This is a genomic window from Streptomyces sp. NPDC048248, assembly GCF_043201875.1.
GTDB lineage: Bacteria > Actinomycetota > Actinomycetes > Streptomycetales > Streptomycetaceae > Streptomyces.
The window spans coordinates 178,467-193,564 of the sequence record NZ_JBICZL010000006.1 but is presented as its reverse complement, the minus strand read 5'-3'; the positions used below and the strand labels follow the sequence as shown (position 1 = coordinate 193,564).

14 protein-coding genes are annotated in these 15,098 nt (G+C 67.5%); 6 read left to right on the top strand and 8 right to left on the bottom strand.

Annotated elements, in window-relative coordinates:
* Window positions 1-493: 493 nt before the first annotated feature.
* From ACGFZW_RS14510 to ACGFZW_RS14500, 3 genes are all read right to left on the bottom strand, one after another.
* A complete protein-coding gene (locus ACGFZW_RS14510; protein WP_393893428.1) occupies window positions 494-1,252 on the bottom strand; it encodes an SDR family NAD(P)-dependent oxidoreductase in 759 nt (252 codons plus the stop codon).
* A gap of 387 nt (window positions 1,253-1,639) precedes the next feature.
* Entirely contained in the window at window positions 1,640-2,842 is a 1,203-nt protein-coding gene (rocD, locus tag ACGFZW_RS14505) for an ornithine--oxo-acid transaminase (protein WP_393893427.1), read from the bottom strand.
* A gap of 41 nt (window positions 2,843-2,883) precedes the next feature.
* On the bottom strand, window positions 2,884-3,213 hold the full coding sequence (locus ACGFZW_RS14500; protein ID WP_393893426.1) for a hypothetical protein: 330 nt from the start codon (window positions 3,211-3,213) through the stop codon (window positions 2,884-2,886).
* Window positions 3,214-4,122: 909 nt separating this feature from the next.
* Here ACGFZW_RS14500 and ACGFZW_RS14495 point away from each other — a divergent pair.
* From ACGFZW_RS14495 to ACGFZW_RS14475, 5 genes are read left to right on the top strand one after another with little or no spacing between them, the layout of a single operon-like run.
* Window positions 4,123-4,989 carry a diiron oxygenase gene (locus ACGFZW_RS14495; protein ID WP_393893425.1) on the top strand — a complete coding sequence of 289 codons (867 nt, stop codon included), beginning with the start codon at window positions 4,123-4,125 and terminating at the stop codon, window positions 4,987-4,989.
* Window positions 4,990-5,000: 11 nt separating this feature from the next.
* Window positions 5,001-5,825 (top strand): aminoacyl--tRNA ligase-related protein, encoded by an 825-nt coding sequence (locus ACGFZW_RS14490; RefSeq protein WP_393893424.1) that lies wholly within the window; start codon window positions 5,001-5,003, stop codon window positions 5,823-5,825.
* Window positions 5,826-5,837: 12 nt separating this feature from the next.
* Window positions 5,838-6,068 carry an acyl carrier protein gene (locus tag ACGFZW_RS14485; RefSeq protein ID WP_393893423.1) on the top strand — a complete coding sequence of 77 codons (231 nt, stop codon included), beginning with the start codon at window positions 5,838-5,840 and terminating at the stop codon, window positions 6,066-6,068.
* A 41-nt stretch (window positions 6,069-6,109) separates the two neighbouring features.
* Window positions 6,110-6,403 (top strand): hypothetical protein, encoded by a 294-nt coding sequence (locus ACGFZW_RS14480; protein WP_393893422.1) that lies wholly within the window; start codon window positions 6,110-6,112, stop codon window positions 6,401-6,403.
* The gene (locus ACGFZW_RS14475; protein WP_393893421.1) at window positions 6,396-7,124 is read left to right on the top strand and encodes a 4'-phosphopantetheinyl transferase family protein; all 729 of its coding nucleotides are present in this window, start codon (window positions 6,396-6,398) and stop codon (window positions 7,122-7,124) included. The genes ACGFZW_RS14480 and ACGFZW_RS14475 overlap by 8 nt, the downstream gene beginning before the upstream one ends.
* Before the next feature lie 893 nt (window positions 7,125-8,017).
* Here ACGFZW_RS14475 and ACGFZW_RS14470 read toward each other — a convergent pair.
* Complete coding sequence (locus ACGFZW_RS14470; RefSeq protein ID WP_393893420.1) at window positions 8,018-8,833, bottom strand: SAM-dependent methyltransferase; 816 nt, start codon at window positions 8,831-8,833, stop codon at window positions 8,018-8,020.
* 586 nt (window positions 8,834-9,419) lie between these two features.
* Here ACGFZW_RS14470 and ACGFZW_RS14465 point away from each other — a divergent pair.
* Window positions 9,420-10,358, top strand: coding sequence for an alpha/beta hydrolase (locus tag ACGFZW_RS14465; protein ID WP_393893419.1), 939 nt, complete (start codon window positions 9,420-9,422; stop codon window positions 10,356-10,358).
* A gap of 371 nt (window positions 10,359-10,729) precedes the next feature.
* Here the strand turns inward: ACGFZW_RS14465 and ACGFZW_RS14460 are convergent, their stop codons facing one another.
* Genes ACGFZW_RS14460 through ACGFZW_RS14445 form a run of 4 tightly spaced genes read right to left on the bottom strand, consistent with a single transcriptional unit; the run spans window position 10,730 to window position 15,085 of the window.
* Entirely contained in the window at window positions 10,730-11,989 is a 1,260-nt protein-coding gene (locus ACGFZW_RS14460; protein ID WP_393893418.1) for an acetyl-CoA carboxylase biotin carboxylase subunit family protein, read from the bottom strand.
* On the bottom strand, window positions 11,986-12,954 hold the full coding sequence (locus ACGFZW_RS14455; protein ID WP_393893417.1) for a transketolase family protein: 969 nt from the start codon (window positions 12,952-12,954) through the stop codon (window positions 11,986-11,988). The genes ACGFZW_RS14460 and ACGFZW_RS14455 overlap by 4 nt, the downstream gene beginning before the upstream one ends.
* On the bottom strand, window positions 12,951-13,793 hold the full coding sequence (locus ACGFZW_RS14450; protein ID WP_393893416.1) for a transketolase: 843 nt from the start codon (window positions 13,791-13,793) through the stop codon (window positions 12,951-12,953). Before ACGFZW_RS14450 ends, ACGFZW_RS14455 begins: the two co-directional genes overlap by 4 nt.
* Window positions 13,790-15,085: a DegT/DnrJ/EryC1/StrS family aminotransferase gene (locus ACGFZW_RS14445; protein ID WP_393893415.1), complete on the bottom strand. Its 1,296-nt coding sequence runs from the start codon at window positions 15,083-15,085 to the stop codon at window positions 13,790-13,792. Before ACGFZW_RS14445 ends, ACGFZW_RS14450 begins: the two co-directional genes overlap by 4 nt.
* Window positions 15,086-15,098 lie beyond the last annotated feature (13 nt).

Genomic DNA, 15,098 nt, shown 5'->3' with positions numbered 1-15,098 from the left:
GGGGGCCCCGCCCCCCGGCCTGGCGCCCCCCCCCCCCCGGGCCCCTCCCCGGCCCCCGCCCGGCCCCCCCCCCCGCGCGCCCCCCCCCCGCCCCGGGGGGGGGGGGCCGCCCCCCCCCCCCCCCCCCCCACAGCCGGTGAAGGCCGTGAGGGACTGCTCGGTCGGCGCGTCGAGATCTCCTCGGTGAGCGCCCAGAGCTTGCGTGAGCCGTGCGCCTTCAGCAGAGCCTGGCAGCCGGTCCCGCCGAGCTTCTCAGCTCCGCAGGGGAGACGTTACGCGTCAGCGGGGCCTGGCTCGAGGGGAGTGCAGGTGTCTTCCCAGGACTCTTCCCAGGACATGCTCCAGGGAGGGGTGGACCAGAGGTCGAGTCGGCCGGCCGGCGGCCCCTCATCAGCGACAGGCCGCACGTTGCAGTGGTTCCACAAGAGCACCGCGGGCCGCAGGGGAGAACCCCTGCGGCCCGCGGTGGTGCGCTCTTGTCCCGCCTGCTGACCTACGCCTGGCCCTGGGGCCGCAGCCGCAGGCCGTGCATGCCGTTGTCCACGGCGAGCACCGTGCCCACCGAAGCGCTCGACAACGGGCTTGCCAGGTAGGCGATCGCGCCCGCCACCTCGTCGGCCGTCACCAGACGGCCCGTGGGCTGGAACGCGTCGAGCGCGGCTCGGGCGGCCACCGGATCCGCCGCTTGTTCGAGCGACCTGCCGATCCAAGGGGTGTCCGCCGAACCAGGGGCGACGCTGTTGACCCGGATGCCCTCGCGGACGTGATCCGCCGCCATGGCCAGCGTCAGTGCGTACACCGCACCCTTGCTGGCCGAGTACAGCGCCCGCTGCTCCACCCCGGCCCACGCCACGATCGAGCAGGTGTTGACGATCGACGCGGCAGGTGAGCGCCGCAGGTGCGGTACCGCGTGCCGGGCGACCCTGACCATCCCGACCACGTTGACGTCCAGAACGCGCAACCACTCGTCGTCACCGTTCGCGGTGACGTCCCCGACGGCGCCGATCCCGGCGTTGTTCACCACGACGTCCAGCCTGCCGAACCGCTCCACCACGGCGTCGACGGCGGCTTTGACCTGCACGTCGTCGGTGACATCGACCTGGACGCCCATGATGCCGTCCGGGAGCCCCTCCGGTTTCAGATCGAGAGCGGCGACCTGAGCTCCCCTGCTGCTGAGCAGATTCGCCGTGGCCAGACCGAGCCCCGACGCACCGCCGGTGACGATCGCGACCAGTCCTGCGAAGTCACTCATGAATTCCCTCCAGTCCACTCGATGGTCAAGTCAGCCCGATGCGGCAGTCCGTCGTCCCCCGACCGGGTCAGGAACCGGCTCGGCCGGCTTGTTCTTCGTGCCGTTGCACGGGAGAAGGAGCACGGCGGCCAGCAGCCCCGTTTCACCGACGAGCGTCCACAGCGCCCACGGGCAGATCGCGTGCGTCGCGCCTCCCATGGACGGCCGGCGATGGACGTCGCCGGCCACGCCGTTCGTCGGGAGTGGGGAATGCTGTCGTCGTACGGGGACCGAGACCGGCGTCTGCGTGCTGCGTGCTGCGTGCTGCGTGCTGCGTGCTGCGTGCTGCACGAGACCAGTGCGCGCTCAACTCCCGTGCAATGCATTCGCGTCGATCAACCGTCCCGTTCAGGCCAGCACGTCGGCGATCATGCTGACCCCGAGGTCGATCTCCTCGCGAGTGACGACCAGCGGGGGCGCCACCCGGAGGTGCCCCTTGGCCTCCTTGCACAGCAGGCCGCGCTCGGCCAACGCCTCGGTCACCCGACGCCCGGCCACACGCTCTTCGATGAGCTGCACACCGGCCCACAGGCCGCGCCCACGGACCTCCGACACGCCGTCCAACTCGTTGAGGCGGGAGTGCAGGTACGCGCCGAGCTCGCGTGAGCGTTCCTGGAGCTCCCCGGTGGCCAGCAGCCGCACCGTCGCGCGGCCGACGGCGCACGCCAGCGGGTTGCCGCCGAAGGTCGAGCCGTGGTCGCCGGGCGTGATCACGCCGAGGACGTCGGCGCGGCCGATCACCGCGGACACCGGCAGGAGTCCGCCGCTCAAGCTCTTGCCCAGGGTGTACATGTCCGCACGGACACCCTCGTGGTCCAGCGCCAGGGTCGTGCCGGCGCGGGCCAGTCCGCACTGGACCTCGTCGGCGACGAACAGCGTGTTGCTTTCGTCGCACAGGTCACGGACCTCGGCGAGGTATCCCTTCGGCGGAACGACCACGCCGGCCTCGCCCTGGATCGGCTCCAGCAGGACCGCCGCCGTGTTCTCGGTGATCGCCGAGCGCAGCGCGTCGATGTCGCCGAACGGCACCACCTTGAAGCCGGGCGTGAACGGGCCGAAGCCGGCCTGGTGGTTGGGGTGGGTGGAGAACGAAACGATGGTCATCGTACGGCCGTGGAAGTTCGCGCCCGCGACGATGATCTCGGCGGCTCCATCCGGCACGCCCTTGACCTGGTAGGCCCACTTCCTGGCTATCTTCACCGCCGTGTCGACAGCCTCGCCGCCGGAGTTGGAGGGCAGCACCATCTCGGTGCCCGTCAGCTCGGCCAGCTCACGGCAGAACGGTGCGTACTGATCGTGGTGGAAGGCCCGGGTGCTCAGCGTCAGCCGGTCGAGCTGTGCCTTCGCCGCGGCGACCAGGTCGGGGTGCTGGTGGCCGAAGTTGACCGCGGAGTACCCCCCGTGGAAGTCGAGATAGCGCCGGCCTTCCAGATCGGTCATCCACGCGCCTTCCCCATTGGTGAGCACCACGGGGAACGGCACGGAGTCATGAGCTCCATAGCGCTCGGCGAGGGCCATGTGGTCCTGAGAGGAGAGGACGTCCACAGTCATGGCGATACTCCTTTTACAGGCTCCCTGTCGGGGCCCTTGTCTTAGAGATGGTCCCGTTCGATCTGCCGCAGCTTTGCTGGTCGGCGACACTCTGTGCCGGAAATCTGGGCCGGATCGTCGGAGATGAGAAACATGAGATCCGGCTGCGTGGCGACATCGATCGTCCGAGGAAGCAGTCGACCTTCCGAACGCCTCGTCACGGCGAAGGCACAGGAGGGCAGCGCGCGGATGGTGACCATCATCTCGTGGGACGGGACGACGCCGAATTTCCCTCGGGTTGATGAAATGTACGAATCGATGACGTTGCAGCAGCCGGCAGGTACGGAGTCGAATGCTTCCGGCTGCGCCACGGGCATGGCGAGCAGCTCCACCTGGCTGGTTCCGAAGCATCGGATGTGGAAGCCCAGGAATGACCCACCGCCCCACCAACAGGGAACCTACGAACTCACCCCCACCTCACGCGTCCGCGACACACGCATCCTGAAGGACGCGCCGGGCTGACTTTCCCCCGCGCGACTACGCATTCCGATCACACGGGTTGAATCCGTGGTGTTCGAGCCGGGGTGACGGGCCGCGATCTCTGCGGATCCACCATTTCGTGCGGTATGCCCAAAGGGCGGGCTGACGCCTATCGAATAGGACACAGGGCTCCACGGCTGGTGCCGTCCGACCAACCGGTGAAACTAGAGCCGGCCAAGCGGAGGGCCGGGCCGGGAGCCAGGAGTTGGTGGTCGCTGGATGGGGCTGCCGCGGCCGTCGTGCCGCGTGATCCAGGTGAAGAAGTGTCAGGGAGAAGCGGGGCAGGGCGCCGCGGAACCGTAACCGGAGTGAAACCGTCGGCAGTTGGGCTCGGTGGACCGCTACCACCGTGCCGGCGACAAGAAGGGGACCGGCCCAGCCAGGACGTACCTCGGCGGCACCGTCTGCCGCCAGGAGAAGCTCACCGGCAGGCTGCGGCCCCGGGCCTCAAGGCCGTCGCCGACCTGGGGTTCGTTGGACTGGACGACAGCTCCCCCGACGCCGACCACGTGATCAATCGTCACACCCGTGTGACCCCGGGGAGCTCAAGAGATCACCACGACTTTGAATCTGCCCTGCGTGCCGGAGTAAGCGAGATGTTTAGCCGCAGGAGAGAAAGGTCAACCCGATGTGTCTCCGCGAATGAAATTGTTGCGGACGCACAGGGTGTCGGCGCGGTCGTACGGTCCTTATCGGCGCGGCAGACCGCTTGTGTCGGTCGGTCAACCAATGGTCCTAATACGGAGGTCACGGTGTCAGCAGTGTCGACGATCGAGTGGACGGAAGAATTCGCCCGGGCCGTACGCAGACTGATAGACGTCTCTGTCGATGACTACTACAATCCGTACCGTACCTTTGAGTGGCCCGAATCGATCACGCCAGACGACTTGTGGATGAGTCGGGAGCTGCTGTCCGTCTACGGCACCGCCGCAGAGCAGGAGCTGAGTCACGAACAACTCGTGGAACTCTCGCGATGGGAAAGCGTCAACCTCTACAGTCTGATTGCTCATGGCATCAGGGAGCTGCTCATCGAGGTGATGCGCCGCATCCACACGCCCGGCTATGAGATCCCCACGCCGTACTTCCACCACTTCATCGGCGAAGAGAACGAACACATGTGGTTCTTCGCCGAATTCTGTCTGCGCTACGCCGGTCGCATCTATCCGGACCGGCGGATGGTGTTCCCGACAGATGAGCGCGCGCCGGAGATGAACAACTTCATCGTCTTCAGCCAGATTCTCATCTTCGAGATGATCGGTGACTACTTCAACGCCAAGATGGCGGCTGACACGGGGCTTCCGGAGACGGTGCGGGCAGTCAACCGAATTCACCACCGCGACGAGTCCCGACACATCGCTTTCGGCGGCAAGCTCGTGGCGGCGCTGTTCGACGAGGTTCGCCGGACGCACTCTGCCGAGGAGATCGAAGAGGTCGGTCAGTATCTGCGTGGCTACATCGATCTGATCATCCAGATGCTGTACAGCCGCGACGCCTACCAGGATGCCGGCATCGAAAATCCCGCACGGTTCCGTGCCTCCGTCATGGCTGATCCGGCCAGGGCGGAGATCACGGCTCGCATCACCGAACGCACCAACAACTTCTACCGACGCATCGGCCTGTTCCACTGACAGGAGATCTCATGCCGACATTTGTCGCACCTGGAATCGCGGTCCTTGAATCCGAAGAGGCCTCCCTATTCGATGCTCTTGAGGCCCGCTTCAAGGACATCGCTCTCGCCTTGGGGGCCCGGCCGGTGGCCGGCCCGGCGTTGCTCCCCGAGGAGGACCTCGCACGCCTCGACTTCTTCCGCAACTTCCCCCAGCTCGGACTGCCTGTGGCCACGCTCACGGAACAGGCCCGTGAGGAACTGGCACGAGGGGAGACCGCGACTCCGTCCCCCGAGCACCCTCTCGTCTCGACCAGCTGCTACCTGCCCACGGCCACTTGCTACGGCTTGCTGGTGTCGCAGAAGGAACGCGACATCGAGACCCCCGAGGTCATCACGTCGATCGGTCGCTGCTTCAGGAATGAGGAGCACTACGACGGCCTGCGCCGACTTCGCGCCTTCCATATGCGCGAAGCGCTCTACATCGGCAGCCAGGAGGGTGTGGTGGACCACCTGAGCCGGTCGACCGAGCTGGTGCTGAGCTTGGCCGACCAGCTCGGGGTGAAGGTGCGCAAGGAGCCCGCGACCGATCCGTTCTACCTCGGTGACGGCTCGCGATCGCTCCTCAACCAACTGGACCCTGTGAAGTTCGAGTTCGTGTCGGACGACGGGACCGCCATCGCATCGGTCAACCGACACCGCAACTTCTTCGGTGAGCGTCTGGGCATCAACTTCGGGGATGAGGCCGCCTACAGCGGGTGCCTGGCGTTCGGTGTGGAGCGCTGGGTCCATGCGCTCCTGCAAGTGCACGGCGACTCTCGGCGGGCGCTCGCCGCGATCAACGAATCGATAGCTTAGGAAGGTATGGCCATGCAGGAAATCATCAACTGGATCCAGTCCAAGAACCCGGATCTGGACGGAGAAATTGCCGGGGACACCGATCTCATCGAGTCCCGGCTCATTGCGTCGGTCTCGTTCCTGGAGTTCATCGCTCTGCTGGAGGAGATTTCCGGAAGGAACATCGACGTCAGCTCGCTGAGCGTCGCGGACTTCCGCACCATCGACCGCATCAACGAGAACTTCCTTGCACCGGTCGCCTGACAAGCCGGCCTGAAGGAGAGGAGCGGAGGAGCGTCGTGGACGTGCCCGAGATGCCGGCCGCACGAGCTCAAGGCTCCGCGGCGGCCACCGTGATGGTCTCGGGAGACATCAGGGTGCCGTATGCGGAACTAAACGGACGTGCAGGGGCATCGGCGGGCGCGTTCGACACCATGGAGATCGTTCCGGTTGGTGCGCTCCTCCGCGGTTCCTCGCTGTGGCGGCCGGGAGAGCTGACCGAGCCGGAGGTCGTGAAGAATGGCGGGACCGCCGGGTGCGGCGCCACGCCCAGGCCCGGCGATCCGGTCCGCATGGTGAAGCAGAGCGTCCGTGGCTGAGGTCTGGTACATCGGCGTCGACCAGGTGCCCGCGTCACTCGCCGTGCTCCTGGACGGGCGCGACCGCGCCCGTCGCCGGCAGATCCTGCGCGAGGCAGACCGGAAGCGCTTTCTCGCCGCATGGGTGCTGGCGCGACTTGTCCTTGGCGAGAGGCTGGGCCGAGATCCGGCAGCCCTGAGCTTTGACCGGACCTGCGCCCACTGCGGTGACCCGAGACATGGGAAGCCGATCGTGGAGAATGCCGGTCCCGGTCCGGACTTCTCGCTCTCGCACGCCGGAGGGCTCGCCGTGGTCGCCGTCTCGGACCTGGCCGTCGGCCTCGACGTCGAGGACGCCACTGCCGGGGAGCAGCCACTGGCTTCGGCGCTGACGGAGCGGGAGCGCGCAACCTGCTTGGACTACGCGGACTTTGCACGGCTGTGGACGCGTAAAGAAGCCGTGCTCAAGGCCGCCGGCAAGGGACTTGCGATCCACCCGCGGCGCGTCGAGGTTCTCGGCTCGACGCTCCTTGCACTTCCCGAGGAACTTGGCCGCCCGGAGGACTACACACTCCGGGACCTTCCGTTGCCTGCACCGTATGTGGGGACGCTCGCGGTGCTCGGGCCCGAACCAGCAGCCCGGGGGCGCGCCACTCCCGCGGTCCGCAGCGGCGCGGAACTTGTCAGCGATGCTGCGCAGGTGTTCCCGTCATCGCTCCCTGTTGGCCGGACCCACAGGTAGCCGTCCGTTCGACGGTTTCCTGGGTGGGCAGCGTTCCTGTCCTCGAGTCGGCGATCCTGCTGCGCGGGTTCGACGATCAGACAGGGCTGACCTGCTCTTCTACACCGGGCAACGCCCTGCGCTCGTTCACCTGGGGGGCACCCCGCCGACTCGACTCCGCGGCGACGAGCTTCGTGCGCCCGCCGGCCTCCCCTCCTGCTTTGCCTATGGCCTCCTTCGGTTATACCGAGCGGCGCGGCCTGCCCGCCGGAACGTCACGGTCGTCACGGTCCTCCGCGTACTCTCCCAGGAGGTCCCCCCGCCGGCTTCCTCCAGGCGGCACCACCTTCGGGCCGAGCCGATGCACCGCGACGCCGTCTGGCCGGTCCTGGCCGTCACCACCTGGGACCTCACCCGCGCCGTCGGCCACCTTGCCTCCGTCTTCCGCGCGCGAGCAAGCGCCGGAACGATCCGCCGCCGCCTGGCCCCCTCCCGCGCGAATCACGTGCACAGGTCAACGCGTTGCCGTTCCTCTGCCCGCACGCTGACGCTGGGCCGACGACCTCGCGGACCTGGAGACCGCCACCGTCCTGCCCGCCCCCCGAACGCCTCGGAGCAGCCGGCATCCGAGCAGCGCGCACATCAACACGGCGGACCAATACAGCGGAATCGAGCGGCATTTGACGTCGGGCGTCCAGCCAATCGCCTGGGGAAAGCACCGTGGGCCACAGGGGAGATCCCCTGCGGCCCACGGCCATTTGTGTGAAGTGATCTCGTCCGGTTCCGCCGGATGAGCCCGAGTGCGGAAAGGGGACGGTGGTCGTAGTGGGCGTCGCGTCGGAGGGGTAGCCGCGATGTCGTCGGCACGGTCATTGCGGTGGACGCCAACAGCGAGTAGGTGCAGGGACCGAGGCTCAGACCTTGCGAGCGACTCCGCCGTAAATGGCGGAGTGGGAAGGTTTCCCCGCAGTCTCCTCGGTGGGGTGCCATTGAGCTGCAGGCACGACACCAGGTGAAACCAGTTCAAAATCACCGAAGAAGTCGGTGACCTGGTCCTGGGTTCGGGGATACATGTCCTCGAAGGCGCGCTTCAGCACCTCCTCGTTGTTACGGTCCCCCCAAGGCATGTCGCCCGCGATGTGGGAGACGACAAGATAGCTGCCCGGAGGCAGGGCTTCACGCAGAACTGCGGTGATCCTGGCGGGGTCCGCGCCTTCCGGCACGAAGTGCAGGACCGCGGCCAGCACGCAGGCGACCGGACGGCCGGAACGGATCAGCTTTTGGATGGCCGGCTGGGCCAGCAGATCTTCCGGTTTCCGGATGTCGCCCAGCACAAAGTCTGCCCGCTCCTGTCCGGCGATGAGCGCACGCGTCCGCTGTCCAACCGCGGCATCGACGTCGCAGTAGACGACGGAACCTGAAGGGGACGCCGACAAGGCGATCTCGTGCGTATTCGGCGACACAGGGAAGCCGGAACCGATGTCGATGAACTGGTTGACGCCTTGCCGGGTCAGCCAATGCACCGCCCGTGAAAGGAAGGCACGGTTCGCCTGCATCGTCGCAATCAGGTCGGGGGCCTGCATACGGATCCAGGCACCGGCCGCCCGGTCGGCTTCAAAGCCGCTCTCGCCGCCTATGAAGTAGTCGTAGACACGTGCCGGGTGCGCATCCGGGCGTTCCTGGAGGTCGCTGCCCCCGGCGGGCTGTGGAGTCACGTTTTCAATGGTCATGGTGCGACGTACTTCCCCTCGAGTCCGCGTGTCCATTTGCTCAAATCATCGCTCGACACGGGTGCGGTAATGATCTGGTCACCCCTCAGGGTGGCACGGACAGGGGGCGCACCGAGGTAAGCGAGACACTTAGCCGCAGGAGAGAAGAGTGAACGCAATGTGTCCGCGCGAATGAACTTGTCGCGGACGTGCATGGTGCCGGCGCGATCATATCGTCTTTCTCGGCGCGGCAGACCGCGTCCTGGGCTCATATCCTTTTGGTGCATTCGGAAGGGCATGCGCCCACAGCCAGAAGCTGCACGAAATCGAAGACGGCACAAGCCGTCCGTCCGAATTCCTCCCCATGGAAGCGGACATGAGACCGCTGAAGTCTCCGTGCGGTGCACCGCGTGGAGGAGCGGGTTGATCCTCACTCCAGCGTGATGGGGAGATCCCGCTCCCGACGCGTCATCGGAAGATGCGAGATCGGCGACGCTGCCGGCGGGTCGCCCGGCAGCACCTCACAGGCCGACGAGCGTCCAGAACATAAGAGGGTTCGCATGGAAGCACTGTGCACCGTTGATGCCGAAGAACTGGGGGAGTTTTAATGCCGCTTCATCCAATCGCTGAGGGTATCAGGAACTATCGCCAGGCGACCGGTTTCACCCCGCTCTACACCATGTCGGTGGACGAGGCCCGGAAGGCGGACAGCGAAACCGAAGCCGCGGCCTGGGATTGGATCGAACCGCCCAAGGAGATATTCGATCTGGATATCGCCGGCCCGGCCGGTCCGCTGACGCTCAGGGTGTACCGGCCGCGGAGCGAAGGCGACAGCCCGCTTCCCGTGCTGGTCTACTTTTTCGGCGGCGGTTTCGTCGTCGGATCCCTGGACACGTCGGAGTCCTTCTGCCGTGCGTTGTCCAGCATGACTCCCTGTGTAGTCGTGTCCGTGGGCTATCGACTGGCGCCCGAGCACCCGTTTCCGGCAGCTATCGACGACTGCTATGCCGCCGTGAAGTGGGTGGCGGGAAATGCGTCCCAGTTCGGTGCCGACGGTGGACGTATCGCCGTCGCAGGAGACAGCAACGGCGGTTCGCTGGCCGCGGCGGTCTCCCTGATGGCCAGGGATGACGACGGACCGCAGATCAGCGCCCAGGTGCTTGTCTACCCGGCGATGCGCTACGGCGCGGAGACGGATTCCATGCGGGACAACAAGGACCCGATGTTCTTCAACGCTCACTCGGTCCCGTGGTTCTGGAACCACTACCTCGCCGATCCGGCCGATGGCGACTCCCCTTACGCCTCACCGCTCAACGCAACCGACCACAGTGGGCTTCCTGCGACGCTCATGTTGACAGCCGAGTTCTGTCCACTGCGTGACGAGGGCGAGGCCTACGCGGAAGCGCTCTCGCGCGCGAAGGTTCCGGTGGACTATCACCGATACGCCGACCTGCCGCACGGCTTCCTGTCGATGGCCGCAGTGCTGGACACTGCCAGGGAGGCACTGGGCTTGATCGCCGATTTCCTGCGCCAGCGGTTGGCATGAGGCGCAATTAGATGAGCGCACGCGGCTCCGGTGTCGGTGGGAGAGGTATTCGAAGTCTCAACCCACAGGCACAGGAGCCGCGTTGTTTTATATTCTGCCTCACTCGACTTTTCTCACGCCCTGGTCGAGTGGGGCACGATGCTGTGGTGCCCCACATGGGAGACCGACGTGACGAGCTCCCGCCGCACCACTGAGCACTCGTGGGGCCCGTGTACCCGATGTGCCCGACTTCGCCCACGTCCTGATCGACGGGGCCGGCCCGTGGGTGCCGACCCGCTCAAAGCGCCACCGCTGGAAGAGCCCACTGAGCCTCTTTCCTCCCCGCGTGATCATGCGGGGAGGAAAGAGGCTCAGTGGTTCCTTGCCGCAACCTAGATCAGTGACTTCGCCTCCACGCGGAACGCCGCCGCGGTTCGCTGGATGGCCTCCTCGACCGCGGTCGTGGACGCGCCCCGGAAGCGGAACCTGCCGCCCACGTGTTCGTAGTAGGAGTCGACCTCCGGCAGCACATCGCCGGGCTCCAGCACCGCCTCCGCGTAGGGGCCGGACGCTTGCCCGACCATCGACGTCACCTCGGTGATCCGGCACGGCCGCCGCTCCGGGGCCGGGACGAGCAACCAGCCGCCGATCTCGTCGGTGCGCAGGGGAGGCAGCTCCAGCGGTGGCACGGCGAGCTGGTTACGGAAGGCGACCTCCATCAGGTCGAGGTGGTGGACCTCCCGCCACAGCAGCGGGATCTCCGCACCCCCTACGCGGGCTCCGATCTCCAGGAAGGTGCACGTGCCGGCCGTACGGTCGACGAACACCTCCAGGTGGAACACCGTGGGCCGGTCCGTGAGCGCGTGCAGTACCTGTTCGGCGAAGTCGGCGACGAACCGCAGCACCGCCGGGTCACTCTCCTCCACCGAGCCCAGGACGGTGCCGCCGCGGAAGTCCATGCAGTTGTTGAGATAGCGGGACGTCCGGACGACGGACACCGTGTCGCCGTCACTGCAACCGTCGACGTGGTAGATCGGGTGGGGGTTGAACGTCTGCACCAGGTACGGCTCGTCGCCGAAGCGCAGTTCGGACAGGTCCTCGGGACCGTCGACACGGACGACACCGAAACTGGAGCTGCCGATCGTCGGCTTGACGACCACGGGCCATCCGTGGGTCTCCGCGAAGGCCAGCACACTGTCGGTGTCCGGAGCCGGAGCGAAGTCCGGGACCGCCAGCCCCGCCCGGGCGACCCTGGTGACCATCATCAGCTTGTCCCGGAAGGGCAGCAACTGATCGGTTTCCGGGCCGGGAACGTTCCACAGTTCCCGCAGCGCGGCCCCGACCAGGAGATCGTCCTCCTTGAGCGCGACGATCCTGTCGGGTTCCCCGTGACGGCCGACCAGGTCCTCGACGGCCCGGGTGACCTCGGCCAGATCGTCGGTCGCCTTCACCACGGCGACGTCGGTCGCCGTTTTCGGCACGGAGGCGCGGCCCACTTCGGTACTCACATACGTCACGCGATGCTGCTCGTGATCGATGTAGTCGGCGTATTCCGCGTATCGCTCGCGCCAGCGGTTGACCACGATGACGTGGGACGACGGTGGCAACTCGGTCCTGGACGTGATGGACCGCGGCTCCTGCACAGTGCTCACGTGGTGACGTCCTCTCGATCGGACCTACCGGAACCGGCGGCCGTGTCGAGGGCGGTACGGACCGTCCTCACTACCTGCTCCGCGTTGAGGTGGTAGTGGTTGACGAGGTATTCCTGGTTGCCGACCGCGTCGACGAACTGATCCGGCATACCAAGTCTCAGCACCCTCGTGGGCGCCGCCTCCGACAGCGCTTCGGCCACCGCGCCACCGAGACCGCCGCCGCGCCAGTGCTCCTCCAGCGTCACCACGAGCGAGGCCGGCCGGGCCGCGGCCACCAGCGTCTCCGTGTCGAACGGCCGCAGGGTGTGCATGTTCAACACCGTTGCCTCGATGCCCTGTTCGGCCAGGACGTCCGCCGCGGCGAGGCAGGCGAGCACCGGGTACGGACCACAGCTCGCGAGCACCACGTCGCCGCCCTGCCGCAGCGTCTGCGCCTTCCCGATGACCGGCGGCGGGGCCGCGGGCAGTGCCGGGGTCGGTTTGCGGCCGAGCCGGACGTAGAGCGGCCCCGGCAGGTTCAGGCTCTGCTCGACGAACGCCTCCGTGGCGGCGGCGTCGGCAGGCACCACCACGGTCATCCCGGGCAGTACCCGCATCACGGCGAGGTCCTCAAGGGCCTGGTGCGTCGGACCGAGGTGGCCTGCGGCGAGGCCGCCGTGGGTGGCCATGATCCGGACCGGCAACCGGTTGTACGCGATGTCGATCTTGATCGCTTCCAGTGCCCTGGACGTGGCGAAGGCGGCCATGGTGTTGACGAACGGGACCCGCCCGCACGCGGCCATCCCGGCGGCCATGCCCATCAAGTTGTGCTCGGCGATACCGACGTTGAGGTACTGCTCGCCGGCCGCCTCGGCGTACTCGGCGTTGAACAGACCGGTGTCGGAGTCCAGGCACATCAGCTCGGGATGCCGCTTCAGCAGCGGAAGCAGACTGTCCCGGTACGCCTCTCGGGTCGCGCGGCTCATCCGGCAGCCTCCGTGGCTCGTAGGATGCGGACCGCCCGCGCGTGGTTGCGCGGTGACAGGGTCACGTAGTGGCTGGCACTGCGGCCGGCCAGGAACGGGAGCCCATGGCCCTTGACCGTGCGGGCGATCAGCACGCTCGGCTTGCCCGGTTCCCACGGCGCGGCGTTGAGATGGTCCGTCAGTTGGTTCGGGTCGTGGCCGTCCACGTCGCGTACCGCCCAGCCGAAGCTGCTCCAGCGGTCGGCCAGCGGTTCCATCGGCGCGATGCCGTCGGTGGAACCGGTCAGCTGCAGTCCGTTGCGGTCCACCACGACGACCAGCCGGTCCAGGCGCAGCGACGCGGCCGCGATGGCCGCCTCCCATACCGAGCCCTCCTGGAGCTCGCCGTCGCCGAGCAGTACGAAGGTGCGCGAGGCACGGCCGGCGTACCGGGCGGCCAGCGCGAACCCGCAGCCCAGCGCGAGTCCGTGGCCGAGCGATCCGGTCGGCATCTCCACACCGGGCACCGCGCGCACCGGATGACCCATCAGTCGGCTGCCGGGGCGTCCGTATCCGGCGAGTTCCTCGACCGGGAAGAAGCCCCGTTCGGCGAGCGTCGCGTAGAGGCCGACGGCGGCGTGGCCCTTGCTGAGCAGAAAGCGGTCGCGATCCGGGTCGTCCGGCCGCAGCGGGTCCACGTTCAGCACCGAGAAATACAGTGCGGCGAGCACGTCGGCACTGGAGAACGCACCGCCGAGGTGGCCCCCTTCGGGCCCCGCGCACATGTCGACGACGTGGGAGCGGATGCGTGCGGCGACCGTGTCCAGGCCGTCCCGCTCCAGGACCTGGGTGACGGTCATGATGCCGCCTTCGCGAGCGTGGCCACCATGTCCCTGTTCGCCCACACCTTCTCGAAGGCGTCCGCGTACAGGCCGAGCAATTCGCCCGCTCCCGGGTGGAGATGGCGCTTTTGGATGGTCAGGGAGTCGGCGATGACCGCGCGGGTCACCGGGTAGCCCTCCCCCGCGACCGTTCCGGGCGCACCGGCCACGGTCCACGGGTAGCCCGAGCCGAAGCCGACTCGGTCCACGAACACCTTCTGGTCGGGCAGTGGCATGAGCTGGTACTGCGACATCGGCACACCCTCGGCGCGCAGCAGTCGCCGCAGGGCCGAGCGCAGCGCCTCAGGCCGTACCCCGTCCAGGCCGAACGCGGCCGGGTCGAACCGGAACCGCAGGATGTGCCAGGCGTGGGTGGTGTCCGGCAGCGCGGTCGGCACCTGCAGGCCGGGCAGCTCCGAGAGCCGCGCGAGGAACGCGGTGACGTTGTGCTGCCGCGCATGCTCGTACCCGTCGAACCGGTCGAGCTGCGCGGTGGTGAACGCGGCCTGGAGGGCGTTCATCTTGTAGTTCCAGCCCAGGCCGTACGACACGTAGTCGCGCTCGCGACCGCTCTCGATCACCTCGCCGAACTGCCTGCCCCGGCGCATCGCCTCGGCCAGCTCGGTGTCGCGGGTCACCAGCAGGCCGCCCTCACCGCAGGTCGGAATGTTCTTGCTGACCTGGAGGCTGAAGGCACCCGCGTCGCCGATCCCGCCGACCGGCCGCCCGCGGTGGGTCGCCCCGGGAGCCTGTGCGGCGTCCTCGATCACCGCGATGCCGCGCCTGCGCGCGATCTCGGTGATCCGGTCCATGTCGGCCGGCGCGCCGTGCAGGTGCACGGGGATGATCGCCTTGGTCCGGTCCGTTATCCGGCGCTCCACGTCGTCCGGATCGATGTTGAAGGTGACCGGGTCGATGTCGGCGAAGACGGGAACGGCCATCTGGTGCACCGGTGCGAGCCCGGTGGCGATGAAGCTGAGCGCGGGCACGATCACCTCGTCCCCCGGCCCCACGCCGAGCGCGGCCAGCGCGAGGGCCAGTGCCGCGGTGCCGTTGGACACCGCGACGCAGTGCTCGAAACCGAAACGACGGGCCCAGTTCTCCTCCAGAGCGGACACCGGATTCACGCCGTCCGTGTCGGACACCAGTCTTGCGCCGTCGAGCGCGTCGAGGACGGCCTTGCGGTCCTCGTCCTCGACCAACGGCCACTGCACACTGCGTCGGTCCTTCGGCACGGCCGCCGTACCGCCGAACGCTGCCAGCTTGCTCATCATTCTCCACTCC